The organism is Lysobacter sp. 5GHs7-4, assembly GCF_021284765.1.
Classification (GTDB): Bacteria; Pseudomonadota; Gammaproteobacteria; order Xanthomonadales; family Xanthomonadaceae; genus Lysobacter.
The window spans coordinates 2,818,963-2,835,185 of record NZ_CP089924.1 but is presented as its reverse complement, the minus strand read 5'-3'; the positions used below and the strand labels follow the sequence as shown (position 1 = coordinate 2,835,185).

General features: G+C 68.9%; 18 protein-coding genes. 13 read left to right on the top strand and 5 right to left on the bottom strand.

The window, feature by feature from the left end:
• Nucleotides 1-304: 304 nt before the first annotated feature.
• Nucleotides 305-676: a helix-turn-helix domain-containing protein gene (locus LVB77_RS12840; protein ID WP_232906500.1), complete on the bottom strand. Its 372-nt coding sequence runs from the start codon at nt 674-676 to the stop codon at nt 305-307.
• Between the two features lie 184 nt (nt 677-860).
• Between LVB77_RS12840 and LVB77_RS12835 the strand changes: the two genes are divergently transcribed.
• The 3 genes from LVB77_RS12835 to LVB77_RS12825 are packed head-to-tail and all read left to right on the top strand — an operon-like array spanning nt 861 to nt 3,809.
• Entirely contained in the window at nt 861-1,127 is a 267-nt protein-coding gene (locus LVB77_RS12835) for a hypothetical protein (RefSeq protein ID WP_232906499.1), read from the top strand.
• Complete coding sequence (locus tag LVB77_RS12830) at nt 1,127-1,567, top strand: hypothetical protein (RefSeq protein ID WP_232906498.1); 441 nt, start codon at nt 1,127-1,129, stop codon at nt 1,565-1,567. The genes LVB77_RS12835 and LVB77_RS12830 overlap by 1 nt, the downstream gene beginning before the upstream one ends.
• A gap of 52 nt (nt 1,568-1,619) precedes the next feature.
• Nucleotides 1,620-3,809, top strand: a complete 2,190-nt coding sequence (locus LVB77_RS12825; RefSeq protein ID WP_232906497.1) for a CHASE domain-containing protein — start codon at nt 1,620-1,622, stop codon at nt 3,807-3,809.
• Nucleotides 3,810-4,359: 550 nt separating this feature from the next.
• Here the strand turns inward: LVB77_RS12825 and smpB are convergent.
• Complete coding sequence (gene smpB / locus LVB77_RS12820; protein ID WP_232906496.1) at nt 4,360-4,872, bottom strand: SsrA-binding protein SmpB; 513 nt, start codon at nt 4,870-4,872, stop codon at nt 4,360-4,362.
• A 42-nt stretch (nt 4,873-4,914) separates the two neighbouring features.
• Between smpB and LVB77_RS12815 the strand changes: the two genes are divergently transcribed.
• Entirely contained in the window at nt 4,915-5,349 is a 435-nt protein-coding gene (locus LVB77_RS12815; protein ID WP_232906495.1) for a type II toxin-antitoxin system RatA family toxin, read from the top strand.
• A complete protein-coding gene (locus LVB77_RS12810; protein WP_232906494.1) occupies nt 5,346-5,627 on the top strand; it encodes an RnfH family protein in 282 nt (93 codons plus the stop codon). The genes LVB77_RS12815 and LVB77_RS12810 overlap by 4 nt, the downstream gene beginning before the upstream one ends.
• Nucleotides 5,628-5,684: 57 nt before the next feature.
• On the opposite strand, the gene bamE is transcribed toward LVB77_RS12810, so the two are convergent.
• Complete coding sequence (gene bamE, locus LVB77_RS12805; protein ID WP_232906493.1) at nt 5,685-6,080, bottom strand: outer membrane protein assembly factor BamE; 396 nt, start codon at nt 6,078-6,080, stop codon at nt 5,685-5,687.
• Between the two features lie 189 nt (nt 6,081-6,269).
• Between bamE and fur the strand changes: the two genes are divergently transcribed.
• Nucleotides 6,270-6,671, top strand: coding sequence for a ferric iron uptake transcriptional regulator (fur, locus tag LVB77_RS12800; protein ID WP_056174976.1), 402 nt, complete (start codon nt 6,270-6,272; stop codon nt 6,669-6,671).
• 7 nt (nt 6,672-6,678) lie between these two features.
• The gene (locus LVB77_RS12795; RefSeq protein ID WP_232906492.1) at nt 6,679-7,191 is read left to right on the top strand and encodes a DUF2199 domain-containing protein; all 513 of its coding nucleotides are present in this window, start codon (nt 6,679-6,681) and stop codon (nt 7,189-7,191) included.
• An 88-nt stretch (nt 7,192-7,279) separates the two neighbouring features.
• On the opposite strand, the gene LVB77_RS12790 is transcribed toward LVB77_RS12795, so the two are convergent.
• Together LVB77_RS12790 and recN are read right to left on the bottom strand one after the other, a co-directional pair.
• Nucleotides 7,280-7,663 (bottom strand): hypothetical protein, encoded by a 384-nt coding sequence (locus LVB77_RS12790; RefSeq protein ID WP_232906491.1) that lies wholly within the window; start codon nt 7,661-7,663, stop codon nt 7,280-7,282.
• Between the two features lie 50 nt (nt 7,664-7,713).
• Nucleotides 7,714-9,381, bottom strand: a complete 1,668-nt coding sequence (recN, locus tag LVB77_RS12785) for a DNA repair protein RecN (protein WP_232906490.1) — start codon at nt 9,379-9,381, stop codon at nt 7,714-7,716.
• A 316-nt stretch (nt 9,382-9,697) separates the two neighbouring features.
• Here recN and hrcA point away from each other — a divergent pair, with 316 nt between their 5' ends.
• From hrcA to LVB77_RS12755, 6 genes are all read left to right on the top strand, one after another.
• Nucleotides 9,698-10,747 (top strand): heat-inducible transcriptional repressor HrcA, encoded by a 1,050-nt coding sequence (gene hrcA, locus LVB77_RS12780; RefSeq protein WP_232906489.1) that lies wholly within the window; start codon nt 9,698-9,700, stop codon nt 10,745-10,747.
• A 546-nt stretch (nt 10,748-11,293) separates the two neighbouring features.
• On the top strand, nt 11,294-11,809 hold the full coding sequence (grpE, locus tag LVB77_RS12775; protein ID WP_232906488.1) for a nucleotide exchange factor GrpE: 516 nt from the start codon (nt 11,294-11,296) through the stop codon (nt 11,807-11,809).
• Nucleotides 11,810-11,953: 144 nt separating this feature from the next.
• Complete coding sequence (gene dnaK, locus LVB77_RS12770; RefSeq protein WP_232906487.1) at nt 11,954-13,867, top strand: molecular chaperone DnaK; 1,914 nt, start codon at nt 11,954-11,956, stop codon at nt 13,865-13,867.
• A gap of 126 nt (nt 13,868-13,993) precedes the next feature.
• Nucleotides 13,994-15,118, top strand: coding sequence for a molecular chaperone DnaJ (dnaJ, locus tag LVB77_RS12765; protein ID WP_232906486.1), 1,125 nt, complete (start codon nt 13,994-13,996; stop codon nt 15,116-15,118).
• Between the two features lie 172 nt (nt 15,119-15,290).
• On the top strand, nt 15,291-15,611 hold the full coding sequence (locus tag LVB77_RS12760; RefSeq protein ID WP_232906485.1) for a hypothetical protein: 321 nt from the start codon (nt 15,291-15,293) through the stop codon (nt 15,609-15,611).
• On the top strand, nt 15,608-16,210 hold the full coding sequence (locus LVB77_RS12755) for a hypothetical protein (protein WP_232906484.1): 603 nt from the start codon (nt 15,608-15,610) through the stop codon (nt 16,208-16,210). Before LVB77_RS12760 ends, LVB77_RS12755 begins: the two co-directional genes overlap by 4 nt.
• The last annotated feature ends 13 nt before the right edge of the window (nt 16,211-16,223 follow it).

Below are 16,223 nucleotides of genomic sequence, written 5' to 3'. Positions count from 1 at the left end.
GCGTTGCGAACGTGAGGGCGGCGGCATACGGGCCGCGCGATCGGCGGATGCTCGGTGCCGCCGGCTGCGGCGTCAATCGACGGCGCGCGTCACGGCCGGATCTTGCGTTGAACCGGTGCTGCGGGCCCGCCGTAGCGCCGGCTTGCGCAGGTGCACGCGGTGCGCAGCCTCGGCGAGTCGTGCGATGCCGCAGCCAGTCTCATCGCCTGCGACGTCCATCGCCTAACCTGATACCGGGCACAGGACGTGCCGGCGACAGGAGGTGCGATGGCAGCGGCGCGGCCCCTGTACGGGCGCGACGACCTCAGTGACCGTCGAGCAGCTCGATCAGGGCGCGTCGTTTCTTGCGCGACAGTTTGCGCATCAGGCCCATCAGGCGCAGCTCGTCGGGATCGCTGTACTTGGTGGTCTGGTCGCGCACCGACAGCGATTTGCCTTCGATGGTGCCGCGGCCCGTGGCCAGCCACTCGAAACTCACGTGCTGCTGCACGGCGATCGAGAGCATGCGTTCCAGCTCGGGCAGGGCCAGGCCGATCAGCCATTTGCGCGCGGTCTCGCGGCTCACCCCGTAATACGAGGCGAGCGCGCCGGTACGGGCGCGGCCCTTGGCGAAGCCCGAGAAATCCAGCGCCTGGTGCAGGCGGCGGGCGAATTCGTCGTGCGGCGTGCTGCTCATGCGGTACCGCCTGTGCATCCTGCCAGGCTCAATCGGTTATCCGTCACCGGGGTCCACTCGTTCTTGCGCGGGAGAGCGCAACTCATTCTTGCGCATCTTGTGGAAATGAATCACACTTTTTAGGTGTTGTATTTCGCTACTTGCAGTTGTATATTTTGTTTGCGTAGACGACGATAGGGATGTCGTGGCCGATACAGTTCGTGCCGCCGCGCTTGCGATGGCGAAAAGCGGAAACTCCCGCGAAAACCCGATCCAGCGTTATGTCGCGTGCTTCGCGACGGTCGGATCGGCGGCTCAGGCCGCCGGTGTGTCCACAGAAATGCTGCGTCAAATGCGCATCAAAGGCTTCGTTTCCACGCGCAACCGCGCTTTGCGCATGGCCGACGCCTGCGCCGGACGGGTCAGCGCGATCGAGCTGTTGGCCCTGCCACCGCGCACGGTGCGGCGTTGATGGCGGGGCGTGCCTGCGCCTTGCTCGCCGATGCCGCCGGTCGCGCATCGGGCGGCGTCGCCAGGCTCGCGAGCGGCGTCGCCGAGTCGGCCTTGTCGCCCTGGGCGGGCAGCGGCCTGTCGCCGGTGGCGGCCGGCTTCGCCGCGGCGCTGGCCCTGCTGGTCGCGGTCGCGGCCTGCGCGTTGGCCTTGTGGCTGTGGCGGCAGCATGCGCGACCCGACCTGGCCGCGCGCGAGAGCCGCAATGGCGACGCGCTGCTGCTGTTGGCGCGCGAGATCGATCTGCATGTCGCGCAATTGGAGCGCGCGGGCCGCAGCGCCAACGAGCAACGGCGCTGGGCGCGCCTGTGCCGCCGCATCGCCGGCGAGCACTTGGATTGCGTGAACCTGCTGATGCTGGAGGGTCTGCGCCGCGAGGCCCGGCGATCGCCGCGGCCTTAGCTGCGCAGTGCCGGAAAGGTGCCGGCATGCGTGCTCGCGGTATGCTGCCCGCATGAGCCCAGCCGACCTGGACGATTCCGCCGCCACCCAACTGTCCGGCCTGGTACCGCGCCGCAGCTATCTGCTCGCGCTGCTGGTGCTGATCGGCGCCCTGATCTTCGTGTTCACGGCCTGGACCGTGGCGCGCGATCGCGAGCTGCGCTCAGCCGAGTCCGAGTTCCGCGCCCAGAGCGAGAACGTCACCGATCTGGTGCGGCAGCGCCTGGTCTACTACGAACTGGTCGCCGGCGGCGGCGTGTCTTTGTTCGCCTCGGTCGCGCGGCCTACGCCGCAGCAGTGGCGGGCGTATGTCGACGGCATGGATCTGAACCGGCGGTTCTCGGCCATGCTGGGCCTGGGCTTTGGCGGCTACGTGCGCAGCTCACGCCTGCCGGACCTGCAGACCGAGTGGCGCGAGTCCGGCTACGGCATGCTCGAAGTGCGTCCGCGCGGCATACGCCGCGACTACGGCCCGATCCTGTACCTGGAACCCAAGACCGCGGCCAACGTGGCGGCGATCGGTTACGACATGTACTCCGAGCCGACCCGCGCCGAAGCGATGCTGGCGGCGCTGGAGTCGGGGCAGCCGCAGCTGACAGGGCCGGTGCACCTGATCCAGGACGGTGCCGAACAGCACGTCGGCCTGGTGCTGTACCTGCCGGTGTACCGCGGCGGCGACCGGCCGGCGAGCCTGGACGCGCGCCGCAGCTCGATGCAGGGCTGGGTGTACGTGCCGTTCCGCATGCAGCGCTTCGTCGAGAATTCCTTGAACAACTCGTTCAAGGACGTGCGTTTCCGCGTCTACGACATCGATAGCGGGCCGAACGCCTTGCTGTATTCCAGTCCTGGTGAGCGCGACAAGGCGGAACCGGCGTTCCGCCATTCGACCCTGTTGAACGTGTACGGCCGGCACTGGCGACTGGATTTCGAATCCGCGCCGCAGGCGCAGTCGGCGCCGCGCCTGGCCAGCCTGCAGAACATGCTGGCGCTGGGATTGTTCGCCTCGCTGCTGCTGTACGCGGTGGCGCTGACCCTGGCGCGCACCGAGGCGCGCGCGCGCAAGATCGCGCTGCGCATGACCGAGGACTATCGCCGCAGCGAAACGCGTTTCCGCAGCGCGATGCGCTACTCGGCGATCGGCAAGGCGCTGCTGGACAGCGACGGGCGCATCGTCGACGCCAATCCGGCGCTGGTGGCGATCGTCGGCAACAACGAGGCGGCCTTGCAGGGCATGCGCTTCGATGCGCTGTTCGAGAACGAAGATCAGGAGCTGATCGGCAAGGCCACCGGCCGCACCGACACCGACGGCGTGCACCGCGCCACCCGCCGCCTGCACCGCGAGGACGGGCTGGTGCGTCAGGTCCAGCTGACCTACGCGCCGGTGCCGGGCAATATCGGTCAGGACATCAGCGGCCTGGTCCAGGTCGAGGACGTGACCGAGCGCCTGCGCGCGGAAGCGCGCGTGCACGCGCTCAACCGCACGCTGGAGGCGCGCGTGGCGCTGCGCACGCGCGAGCTCAGCCAGGCCAATCAGGAGCTGGAAGCGTTCGCCTACAGCGTGTCCCACGATCTGCGCGCGCCCTTGCGCGCGATCGAGGGCTTCAGCCGCATCCTGATCGAGAAGCACACCGCCCAGCTCGACGATTCGGGCCGGGATTACCTCGGCCGCGTGCGCAAGGCGGCCGGACGCATGGGCGAGCTGATCGACGCCCTGCTGCAGATGTCGCGCCTGGCGCGCAGCGAACTCAAGCTGGACCGCATCGACCTGAGCAAGCTGGCCGGGGAGATCGTCGAGGAACTGCGCACCGCCGACCCGCAACGCAGCGTCCAGGTCGATATCCAGCCGGGCCTGCAGGTGGTCGGCGACGCCGCCTTGCTGCGCAACCTGCTGGCCAACCTGTTGGGTAATGCCTGGAAGTTCACCCGCCTGCAGTCGCAACCGCGGATCGCGTTCGGTGCCGACATCAACGCTCAGGGCCTGCCCGAGTTCTATGTGCGCGACAACGGCGCCGGCTTCGCCCAGGAGTACGTGGGCAAGCTGTTCCGCCCGTTCCAGCGCCTGCACACCGACAGCGACTTCCCCGGCCACGGCATCGGCCTGGCCTCGGTCAAACGCATCGTCGAACGCCACGGCGGCACGATCCGCGCCGACGGCGTCGAGGGACAGGGGGCGACGTTTACGTTTACGTTGCCTGGGGAGTAGGGGCGCTATCTGCAGCGTTGGGGGTTCGCTCCCTCATCGAGCCGTTGCTCCCTCCTTTGTAAAAGGAGGGTTGGGGAGGATTCGCTCTTGGCTGTGCCGACGCAGAAATGCGCGGCATGGTGCTGAAGTCACTGGATCCCCGCTTTCGCGCGGATGACGGATCGGGAGTTGCGAAGGGGTACCTGTTTCCTCCTCAGGCTGTTGCTCCCTCCTTTGTAAAAGGAGGGTTGGGGAGGATTCGCTCTTTGCTGTACCGACGCAGAAATGCGCGGCATGGTGCTGAAGTCACTGGATCCCCGCTTTCGCGGGGATGACGGATCGGGAGTTGCGAAGGGGGGGCTGTTCCCTCCTCAGGCTGTTGCTCCCTTCTTTGTAAGTTGCTCCCTCCTTTGTAAAAGGAGGGTTGGGGAGGATTCGCTCTTGGCTGTGCCGACGCAGAAATGCGTGGCATGGTGCTGAAGTCACTGGATCCCCGCCTTCGCGGGGATGACGGATCGGGAGTTGCGTTGGGGCCGGGGTTCGTCCAAACACCAAACGCCCAATCCCGACCTCAAGCGTCGCGGTTATGCCGCCGCATCACGCGCTGTTTCTCGCGCGCCCAGTCGCGTTCCTTGCTGGCCTCGCGCTTGTCGTGGCTCTGCTTGCCCTTGGCCAGGGCGACCTCGGCCTTGACCTTGTTGCCCTTCCAATACAGCGCGGTGAGCACCACGGTGTAGCCGTCGCGCTGGACGCGGCCGATCAGGTTGTCGATCTCGCGCCGGTGCAGCAGCAGTTTGCGGGTGCGGCGCTCCTCGGCCACGACGTGGGTCGAGGCGGAGATCAGCGGGTTGATCTGGGAGCCGTACAGGAACATCTCGCCCTCGCGGATGACCGCGTAGGCGTCGGTGATGTTGGCGCGTCCGGCGCGGATCGCCTTGAGCTCCCAGCCCTGCAGGGCCAGGCCGGCCTCGAAGCGTTCTTCCAGGTGGTAATCGTGGCGCGAGCGCTTGTTCAGGGCGATGGTGCCGCCGGCGGCGCCCTTTCCTTTATTCTTGCCAGCCTTGTTGTTTTCATTCTTAGCCATCGCGGCATTGTCCCCGATTGCGTGGCCGCTAGCGAATCCTCCATGCCGATCATCCGCCGTTCCGCCCTAGTCGAACACTCCGCCGCGCGCATGTACGCGCTGGTCAACGACGTGGCGGCCTATCCGCGCCGCTTCGACTGGTGCGACAACGCGCAGGTGCTGGAGAGCAGCGAGGACCACATGGTGGCGCGGTTGGACCTGGGGCTGGGGGCGCTGCGGACCTGGTTCACCACCCGCAACACCCTGTCGCCGCCGCACCACATCGAGCTCAAGCTGGTCGACGGCCCGTTCCGCCAGCTCGGCGGGCGCTGGGAGTTCCACGCCCTGGACGAGTGCGCCTGCAAGGTCACCCTGACCCTGGACTTCGAGCCGGCGGTGAAGCTGCTGGGCCCGGCGATGGCGATCGGCTTCCAGAGCCTGGCCGACCGCATGGTCGACGACTTCGTGCGGGTGGCCGACCGCGAGGACGAGGCGTGAAAATCGAGCTGGTCCGCGCCTGGCCGCGGCGGTTCGAGACGCTGACGCTGGACCTGCCCGACGGCGCGCGCCTGCGCGATGCGCTGGCCCTGGCCGGCTGGGACGACGACGCGGAGGCGGTGGCCTATGCCGTGTACGGCGTGCGCGCCGAGCCCGATGCGGCGCTGCGCGACGGCGACCGGATCGAGCTGTTGCGGCCCTTGCTGGCCGATCCCAAGGACGCGCGCCGGCGCCGCGCGCAGGCGCGCGGACCGCTCAAGGGCGGGGCGTCGAAGTAAGGGGGGCGGGCACCGCGACCGCGGTGCCGAAGACTCAGGCGGGCAGGAAACGCGGCCTCAGCGGCGGCGCTTCTTGTCCTTTTCCTTGGCCAGGTTGCGGCCGAACTGCTTGGGCGCGGCCTTGGCGATCTGCTCGTCCTGCTCGGGGAAGTAGTCGCCTTCCCAGCGGGCCAGCGCGTCGTTCTCGAAGTGCAGCACCAGGTTCTTCTTCTCGGTCCGCGCCAGGCGGCCGGTGCGCTGGGTGGCGGTGTAGTCCCAGCGGTCGTGGTGGAACGGGTCTTCGATCGAGGGGCTGCCCAGCAGCAACTGCACCTGCTGCTTGGTCATGCCGGTCTGCAGCTGATCGATCGCGGTCTTCTCGAGCAGGTTGCCCTGGTAGATCGGCTGCTTGTAGAGAATGCCGCAACCGGAGGTGATCAGGGCGATCGAAAGGACGAGCAGGAGCTTGCGCATCGTGTGCTGGGACCTATGTCTGCGACGGGCGGGGAACGTGCCGATGATACACTGAAGGCCGCATCCACAAGGGGCGGGCCGGGACGCGCCGCGGCGCGTTCATCCGCCGTTCCGGCCGCGCGGCCCATCCGGCCCCGGCGCGGAACCGCCGGCCCGGGCCGCCCGCCGAGCACAACGAGGGACGAACAGATGGAATCGCAGGACCTGCGCAACGCCGGACTCAAGGTCACCCATCCGCGCATGCGGATCCTGGAGCTGCTGGAGCAGTCCAAGCCGCGCCACATGACCGCCGAGGACATCTACCGGCTGCTGCTGGAAAAGGGCGAGGACATCGGCCTGGCCACGGTCTACCGCGTGCTGACCCAGTTCGAATCCGCCGGCCTGGTGCTGAAGCACAACTTCGAAGCCGGCCAGTCGGTGTACGAGCTGGACCGCGGCCACCACCACGACCACATGGTCGACATCGAGACCGGCAAGATCACTGAGTTCGAAAGCGCCGAGATCGAGGAACTGCAGCGCAAGATCGCGGCCAAGCACGGCTACGAGATCGAGGAACACTCGCTGGTGCTGTACGTGCGCAAGAAGCGCTGAGTCGCGCATGTCGGCCGGTCCGCTGGTGCGCTGCTCGTGCTGCGGCGAGATGGTCGCGCAGAGCGAGCTGGAGTTCGCCTTCAAGTACCCGGATGCCTACCACGCGCTGGAACCGGCTGAGCGTGCGGCCGTGGACACGTTCTGCGAGGCCAACTTCTGCGTGATCGGCGGCCGCCGGCTGTTCGTGCGAGGGCTGGTGCCGCTGCAGCTGCGCGAGCAGGACGACGACTACTGCATCGGCGCCTGGGCCGAGCTGACGCAGGCCGACTGGCTGCTGGCGCGGACGATGTGGGACGAGGAGGGCAATGACCGCGTGCCCGAGTTCGACGGCGTGCTGGCCAACCATCTGCCGCATACCTACGAGTTGAGCACCCTGGGCCTGAGCGTGCGCGTGCAACTGCACGACGAGAGCCGGCCGAGTTTCCGCCTGTGCGAGACCGGGCATCCGCTGGAAGCCGAGCAGCGCGATGGCATTTCCGCGCACCGGGCGCTGCATTTCACGGGGCTGCTGGGCGACTGAGCCCTCGCGGCGCGTCGCCATGGGCGCCGCGCATCCGTCGATCCAAGAGCATTCGCGCCAGCCGTCGGCGGCGCCGGTAGCGGCGGGCTCAGGAGAAGATCGAGCCGCGCGCGTAGCCCAGCGCGTTCAGATGGGCGTTGACGTACACGGCCAGCGCGACCCCTGCGGCCACCGCCAGCACCATCAGCGCCAGGTTGAGCTTGCTGGGCTTGTCCTCGCCGGGCGTATTGAGCACGTCGATGCCGCTGGGACCGCGGATCAGCACGTTGAGGCCGAGGAACACGAAGAACGGGGCGGCGATACTGATCTTGCCGTTGTAGAACAGCGGTGCGGTCTGGAGCGAAGTCGCCTGCAGCGCGTCGTAAGCCAGCCATATACCGATCGCGCCCATGCCGATGGCGAACAGGCCGAAGCCGTAGGACAGGCCGTCGCGCGGCGCGGGCTTGTAGCCTTTGCGGGCTGTTTCGCTCACCGATATTTCCTTGCGGTGACGTGGTCGACGCCGCCGCGCCCGGTTAGCGTTCAGATCACATCCGCCAGCAAGCGCTTCGCCGCCGCGCGCACTTCCTTGGTCAGTTCCACGCCGCCGAGCATGCGCGCCAGTTCTTCCTCGCGCTGCTTGGCGTCCAGGCGCTGGACCGCGCTCTGGGTGATGCCTTCGCTGGCGGATTTGCTGACCCGGTAATGGGCATGGCCTTGCGCGGCGACTTGCGGCAGGTGGGTCACGCACAGAACCTGGCGGCTGTTGCCCAGCGCGCGCAGTTTCTGGCCGACGATCTCGGCCACGGCGCCGCCGATGCCGGAATCGACCTCGTCGAAGACCATGCTGGGCACGGTGTCCAGGCCCAGCGCGGCGACCTCGATGGCCAGCGACACGCGCGAGAGTTCGCCGCCGGAGGCGACCTTGCGCAGCGCGCGCGCGGGCTGGCCGGGGTTGGCCGCGACCAGGAACTCGACGCGCTCGCCGCCCTGCGGATCGGGACGGTCCTCGCCCAGCGGTTCCAGGGCGATCTCGAAGCGGCCGCCGCCCATGCCCAGTTCGCCGATCAGGCCGGTGGTGGCGGCCGACAGGCGCGCGGCGGCGTCGGCGCGCGTAGCGCCCAGGGCGTCGGCGTGGCGGCGCCAGGCGGCGCGGGCGTTGCCGATCTCGCCGTCCAGCCGCGCCAGGCGCTCGCCGGCGCCGCGCAGCAGTTCCAGTTCGGCGGCCATGCCGTCGCGGTGCTCGGCCAGGTGCTCGGGCGCGACGCGGTGCTTGCGCGCGAGTTCGTGCAGCCGGCCCAGGCGCTGCTCCAGCGTGTCGAAGGCGGCGGGGTCCAGATCGAGGTCGTCGCGCACGCGGCCGAGCAGGGCCAGGGCCTCGTCGACCTGGATCGCGGCGGCGTCGAGCATGGCGTCGACCTCCAGCAGGCGCGCTTCGTGCTCGGCGACGCGCTGCAGTTCGCCGCGCACCTGCTGCAGGTTGCGCGACAGCGAGGGGCCGTCGTCGCCGCCGAGGCGGGCGAAGGCGTCGTCGCAGGCGGCGATCAGGCCTGCGGCGTGCGCGTGGCGCTTGTGGTCGGCGAGCAGGCGCGCGATGGCGTCGGGCTCCAGGGTTTCGCGCTCGAGTTCGGCGTACTGGTGTTCGAGCCAGCCGATGCGTTCGGACACGTCGCCCTTGGCGATCAGGGCGTCGCGCTCGCGCAGCAGCGCGCTCCAGTCGCGCGCGGCCGCCTCGACCGCGGCGCACGCGGCGGCGTTGCGCGCGTAGGCGTCGAGCAGGGCCAGCTGGCTGCTCTTGGACAGCAGCGCCTGGTGTTCGTGCTGGCCGTGAATCTCGACCAGGCGCGAGGCCAGATCGGCGAGCTGTCCCAGGGTGGCGGGGCGGCCGTTGATCCAGGCCCGCGAGCCGCCGTCGGCGCGGATCACGCGCCGGACCTGGCAGCTGTCGTCTTCGTCCAGTTCGTTTTCGCGCAGCCAGGCGGCGGCCGGGGCTGCGTCGTCCAGCGAGAAGTCGGCGACCAGCTCGGCGCGGTCGGCGCCGTGGCGGACCACGCCGCTGTCGGCGCGCAGGCCGCTGATCAGGCCCAGGGCGTCGACCAGCAGCGACTTGCCGGCGCCGGTCTCGCCGGAGATCACGGTCAGGCCGGGGCCGAACGCGAGTTCGGCGGCGCTGACCACGACGAAATGCTTGAGGGAAAGATGAGTGAGCATGCGTTGGGGGTGTGCTGGAGCCGCGATTGTGCCGGGTCGGGCATGACCGGGCTAGCAGGGAATGCCGCCAATCTGTGTCGGAATAGTCTCCAAGGCTGAGATTGGACCGAGACCGGCGTGGGCCTCCGGTAACCGCGCCCCGCCTTTTTGTGGGAGCGGCGTCCCACGGGGATTTACTTCGGTCATAGGCCGCGATGCCGTAGCGACGATCTGCAGGGAAGGCATCGCCCGCCGCAGCCGTCCCGTAACGCGCCTGGCCCCCGAAACCGCGCCGCGCCGCTTGCGCCCGCCGCCGTGCGCGCTTATATCCACTGCCATGAATCGCCGCACTTCCGACCCCAGCCTGGACCCGCGTGCGCGCCAGTTGCTGCGCACGCTGATCGGGCGCTACATCCACAGCGGCGAACCGGTGGGCTCGCAGACGCTGGCGCGGCACGCGGGCCTGGACGTGAGCGCGGCCACGATCCGCAACATCCTGTCCGACCTGGAGGATGCCGGCCTGCTCAGCGCGCCGCACACCTCGGCCGGGCGCATCCCGACCGCGCAGGGCTATCGCCTGTTCGTGGATTCGTTGCTGCAGGTGCGGCCGCTGCCGGACGGCGACCTGGCGCGCCTGCGCAACGAGCTGCCGACCGGATCGGGCACCCAGGCCCTGCTGGGCAGCGCCTCGGAGCTGTTGTCGGCGATGACCCATTTCGTCGGCGTGGTCAGCGTGCCCAAGCGCGAGCAGTTCGCGTTCCGGCGCATCGACTTCGTGCCGCTGGACGCGCAGCGCGTGCTGGCGATCCTGGTGTTCGCCGATCACGACGTGCAGAACCGCATCATCCAGACCCGGCGCCCGTTCGACGCCAGCGAGCTGGAGCGGGTCGCCAATTACCTCAACAGCCATTTCGCCGGCCGCCCGGTCGCCGACATCCGCGCGACCCTGCTGCGCGAGCTGCGCAGCGCGCAGTCGGAGATGGCGGCGCTGCTGGCGCAGTCGGTGGAACTGGCCGAACAGGCGCTGGCGCCGGACCGCGACGACGACATGGTGCTGGCCGGCCAGACCCGGCTGATGGGCGTGCAGGAGCTGTCCGACGTGGAGCGCCTGCGCGAGCTGTTCGAGGCCTTCGCGCGCAAGCGCGAGATCCTGCAATTGCTGGAGCGGACCATCCATGCGCCGGGCGTGCGCATCTTCATCGGCGAGGAAACCGGGCTGGCGCCGCTGGAAGGCGTGTCGCTGGTGACCGCGCCGTACACCGCCGGCGGGCAGGTGCTGGGCGTGCTGGGCGTGATCGGCCCGACCCGCATGGCCTACGACCGGGTGATCCCGGTGGTGCAGGCGGCGGCCGATGCGCTGGGGGATGCGTTCAAGCCTGAGGTTTGAGCGGCCAGCTTTCTGTGGGAGCGGCGTAAGCCGCGATCGCGAAAGCCGGCGCCCGGCGTCAGCCCGCTGCGGACGTAACCCGGCCGCCCACGCCCATCGCTCCGGCATCGCGGCTTACGCCGCTCCCACAGAAAGCGGATGCGGATTCGAGCCTGGGCGCCTGCTTTTGTGTAGGAGCGGCGTGAGCCGCGATGCCGGAGCGGTGGGGCGTCGTGTGTGGGGTTGTGCCCGAAGTCGGCTGGCGCCGGGCGCCGGTTTTCGCGGTCGCGGCTTACGCCGCTCCTGCAGGGAGCAACGGCGGATATGCAGGCTGGACGTGCCGCTCCGCAGGGCGTTGATGGCGCGGACATCGGTGCGGGGATCGGGCTATTCGGCCGGTGTGGGTGCCCATCGTCCCAAAATTGGCGTCGAACGGCGGCGCTCGCGGCGGTTGGCGCACGATCGCCGTAGATCGCGGCACTTCGGCCGGGCCGGCGCACTTGAACGGTCCCGGCACGGCCCCAATAGCTGGCCCTGTCGCGGACGTACCGCCAGGACCCACCCAGCATGAACCAGCACGACCCGAATTCCGAACTCCCCCTCGACGCGCAGGACCCGGCCGCGGCCGCCGCGCCGAACGAGGCCGAGACCCTGCGCGCCGAACTGGCCCAGGTCCGCGAAGACGCGCTGCGCGAGCGCGCCGAACTGGACAACCAGCGCAAGCGTCTGGCGCGCGACATCGACCTGGCGCGCAAGTTCGCCAACGAGCGCCTGCTCGGCGAGCTGCTGCCGGTGATCGACAGCCTGGAAGCCGGCCTGGCCGCGGCCGGCGCCGACGCCAACGCGCTGCGCGAAGGCATGGAACTGACCCTGCGCCAGCTGCTGAAGGTGGCCGCCGACAACGGCCTGGTCGCGGTCGACCCGACCGGCCAGCCATTCAATCCCGAACACCACCAGGCCATGAGCATGGTGCCGGCCGCGGGCGTCGCCCCGAATCACGTGGTCCAGGTCTACCAGAAGGGCTGGCTGCTCAACGAACGCCTGCTGCGCCCGGCCCTGGTCGTGGTGGCCCAGGACGCCTGAACGCCGCCGCCGGCGCCGCCGCGCCGGGACTGAAGGGCGAGGGCAGGGGCGCTTGAACCGCCCGCGACCGGACCCCAAATAACGCACATCGGCGCCGATACGGCAGCCGCAACGTCTACCAAGCATTAGAGAGGGAGCAACACCATGGGCAAGATCATCGGTATCGACCTGGGCACGACGAATTCGTGCGTGGCGATCATGGAAGGCGGCAACGTCAAGGTCATCGAGAACGCGGAAGGCGATCGCACCACGCCGTCCATCGTCGCCTTCACCAAGGACGGCGAAGTCCTGGTCGGCGCCTCGGCCAAGCGTCAGGCGGTCACCAATCCCAAGAACACCTTCTACGCGGTGAAGCGCCTGATCGGCCGCAAGTTCACCGACGCCGAAGTGCAGAAGGATCTGGACCTGGTGCCCTACGGCATCGCCGCGCACGACAACGGCGACGCCTGGGTGTCGACCGCCGACGGCAAGAAGATGGCGCCGCAGCAGATCTCGGCCGAAGTGCTGAGCAAGATGAAGAAGACCGCCGAGGCCTACCTGGGCGAGACCGTCACCGAGGCGGTCATCACCGTGCCGGCCTACTTCAACGACAGCCAGCGCCAGGCCACCAAGGACGCGGGCAAGATCGCCGGCCTGGAAGTCAAGCGCATCATCAACGAGCCGACCGCGGCCGCGCTGGCCTACGGCATGGACAAGAAGGGCGGCGACCGCAAGGTCGCGGTCTACGACCTGGGCGGCGGCACCTTCGACGTGTCGATCATCGAGATCGCCTCGGTCGACGGCGAAATGCAGGTCGAGGTGCTGGCCACCAACGGCGACACCTTCCTGGGCGGCGAAGACTTCGACAAGCGCGTGATCGACTACTTGGTCGAGGAATTCCTCAAGGACCAGGGCATCGACCTGCGCAAGGATCCGTTGGCTCTGCAGCGCCTGAAGGACGCCGCCGAGCGCGCCAAGATCGAGCTGTCCAGCGCCCAGCAGACCGAAGTGAATCTGCCGTACGTGACCGCCGACGCTTCGGGTCCGAAGCACCTCAACATCAAGCTGACCCGCGCCAAGCTGGAATCGCTGGTCGAGGACCTGGTCAAGAAGACCATCGAGCCCTGCCGCATCGCGCTCAACGACGCCGGCCTGCGCGCGGGCGACATCTCCGAGGTGATCCTGGTCGGCGGTCAGACCCGCATGCCCAAGGTCGGCCAGGCCGTGGCCGAGTTCTTCGGCAAGGAGCCGCGCAAGGACGTCAACCCGGACGAGGCCGTGGCCATCGGCGCGGCGATCCAGGGCGGCGTGCTGGCCGGCGACGTCAAGGACGTGCTGCTGCTTGACGTGACCCCGCTGAGCCTGGGCATCGAGACCCTGGGCGGCGTGTTCACCAAGATCATCGAGAAGAACACCACCATCCCGACCAAGGCCTCGCAGACCTTCTCCACCGCCGAGGACAACCAGTCGGCCGTGACCGTGCACGTGCTGCAGGGCGAGCGCGAGCAGGCCCGTTTCAACAAGTCGCTGGCGCGCTTCGACCTGTCGGGCATCGAGCCTTCGCCGCGCGGCATGCCGCAGGTCGAGGTTTCGTTCGACATCGACGCCAACGGCATCCTGCACGTGTCGGCCAAGGACAAGAAGACCGGCAAGGAACAGAAGGTCGAGATCAAGGCCGGTTCGGGCCTGTCCGAGGACGAGATCGCCAAGATGGTCGCCGACGCCGAGGCCAACCGCGAGGAGGACCAGAAGTTCCACGACCTGGTCCAGGCCCGCAACCAGGCTGACGGCCTGATCCACATGGCGCGCAGCACGATCAAGGAACACGGTGAAAAGCTGCCGGGCGACGCGATCGGCCGTACCGAAAGCGCGATCGCCGAGCTCGAAACCGCGATGAAGGGCGACGACAAGGGTCAGATCGAGGCCAAGTCCAAGGCGCTGGAAGAGGCCGCGCAGGCGCTGTTCGCCGCGGTCCAGGCCCAGCAGCCGGGCGCGGACGCGGGCGGCAACGCCGGCGCCAAGTCCGACGACGTGGTCGATGCCGAGTTCACCGAGGTCAAGGACGATCAGAAGCCGTGATCCGGCGCTAGGGACGCAGATTGAAAGGAGCGGGTTGTCCCGCTCCTTTCGCTATCCTCTCTGCGGTTCAGTCCCTGGTTGTTGGCTGCGACGTATCCCGAATCACGAGTTCCGAATCCCGGCCCCATGAGCAAACGCGATTACTACGAAGTGCTGGGCGTGGCCCGCAACGCCAGCGACGAGGACCTGAAAAAGGCCTATCGGCGCTGCGCGATGAAGCACCACCCCGACCGCAACCCCGGCGACAAGGCCGCCGAGGACGCGTTCAAGGAGTGCAAGGAGGCCTACGAGGTGCTGTCCGACGCCAACCGTCGGCGCGCCTACGACCAGCACGGCCACGCCGCGTTCGAGCACGGCATGGGCGGCGGCGCCGGCGGCCCCGGTTACGCCGACATGGGCGACATTTTCGGCGACATTTTCGGCAACATCTTCGGCGGCGGCGCCCAGCGCGGTCCGCGCCGCGGCGCCGACATCGGCTACGTGATGGAGCTGTCGCTGGAGGAAGCGGTCGGCGGGCTGGACAAGCAGATCGAAATTCCGACCCTGGACGAATGCGAGACCTGCAACGGCTCGGGTTCGGCCGACGGCAAGCTGGAAACCTGCACCACCTGCAGTGGCCGCGGCCAGGTGCGTTTCCAGCGCGGCATCTTCTCGATGCAGCAGGCCTGTCCGCATTGCGGCGGGCGCGGCCAGACCATCGCCGACCCCTGCAAGGACTGCCACGGCCAGGGCCGGGTGGAGCGCACCAAGACCCTGCAGGTCAAGATTCCGGCCGGCGTCGACAACGGCGACCGCATCCGCCTGACCGGCGAAGGCGAGGCCGGCCCGGCCGGTTCGCCGCCGGGCGACCTGTACGTGGAAGTGCGCGTGCGCGAGCACGACATCTTCCAGCGCGACGGCGACGACCTGCACTGCGAAGTGCCGATCCGCATCTCCCAGGCCGCGCTGGGCGACACCATCCGCGTCCCCACGCTGGGCGGCGAAGTCGAGCTGCGCATCCCGTTCGAAACCCAGAGCGGCAAGCTGTTCCGCCTGCGCGACAAGGGCGTGAAGTCGGTGCGCAGCCGCAAGCCCGGCGATCTCTACTGTCGGGTGGTGGTGGAAACGCCGGTCAATCTGACGGTCGAGCAGCGCGAACTGCTGGAGAAGTTCGAAGCCACCTTCGTCGGCGAGGGCGCGCGCAAGCACTCGCCGCGTTCCTCGACGTTCCTCGATGGGGTCAAGGGCTTCTGGGACCGCATGACGTCCTGAGGGGCCTGCGCTACGAAGCAACGAAACAGGGGCCGGTCGGCCCCTGTTTTTTTTACGCCTGCATTCGGCCAAACCCGCCAGGTAGGAAGCGGAGAGCGCCAGCGAACCGCCTCGTCACCCCAGCTACGGTTTGCGCGATGATGCGGCGGTCACCCGCACCGTACCTCCGCCGATGCCCGAACTGAGCTTCGCCCTGGGCCGCCACGCCTGCAGCCTGCAGTCCGGCGCCAGCCGCATTTACGCCGCGCTGGGCGTCGCCCGCTACCGTTTCCAGGAGCGGCACGGGCCCAACCAGTCCTACGACTTCTATTGGGAGGGCGGCCGCGACGGCGTGCGCTGCCGGGTGCGCGGCAGCGACTGGGATCCGGAACTGCCGCAGTCGCGCCTGCATGTGGAACTGTCCGGCGCGGCGGCGGCCGCCGAATGGATGCAGACGCTGCGGCGCTATGCCGCCGCGCAAGGCTGGAGCGTGGCCGAGATCGCCGACGCATGAGCCGCAGCTACGCTTCGATCCGCTCCTTGCTGGCGCCCTGGGGCGAACTGCGCGCGCAACCGGCTTCGGACTGGCAGGGCGAATTCCCGCTGCCGCAGGCCCTGCAGGATTTCTATAACGAAGTCGGGCCCTGGGGCGGCGTGCATCACCTCACGGTCGGTCCGGTCGGCCTGGACCTGCCGTGCGGCGGCAATCCGGTGTCGATCCCTCCGCTGCGACATCTATGGTCGCGCCAGGCCGGCTACCGCTGGCATGGCCTCAGCGGCGAGCGCCTGCCGGGCTGGAAGGACGCATGGCTGGTGGTGGCGATGGAGGGCAGCCATCCCTTCATCTACGAGCTGGACAGTGGCCGGGTTCTGTTCGACCTGGCCGGCGGCGCCTGGGATCCGCGGCCGATCGCCGACGACCTGGCCACCGCCTTCGGCGCGCTGGCGACGGTCGCGCAGGCCTACGCCTCGCTGGGCGAGCAGGCTTTGGACGAGGACTGCGCGTTGCGCCCGCAGGCGCGCGCCAGCGTGCGCGACGCGCTGGCGGAGTTCCTGGGCGACGGCCGCGCGGCCGCCGACGCCTTGCTGCAGGCCTGGCGATGGTATGAATGACCACGCGCGGCTG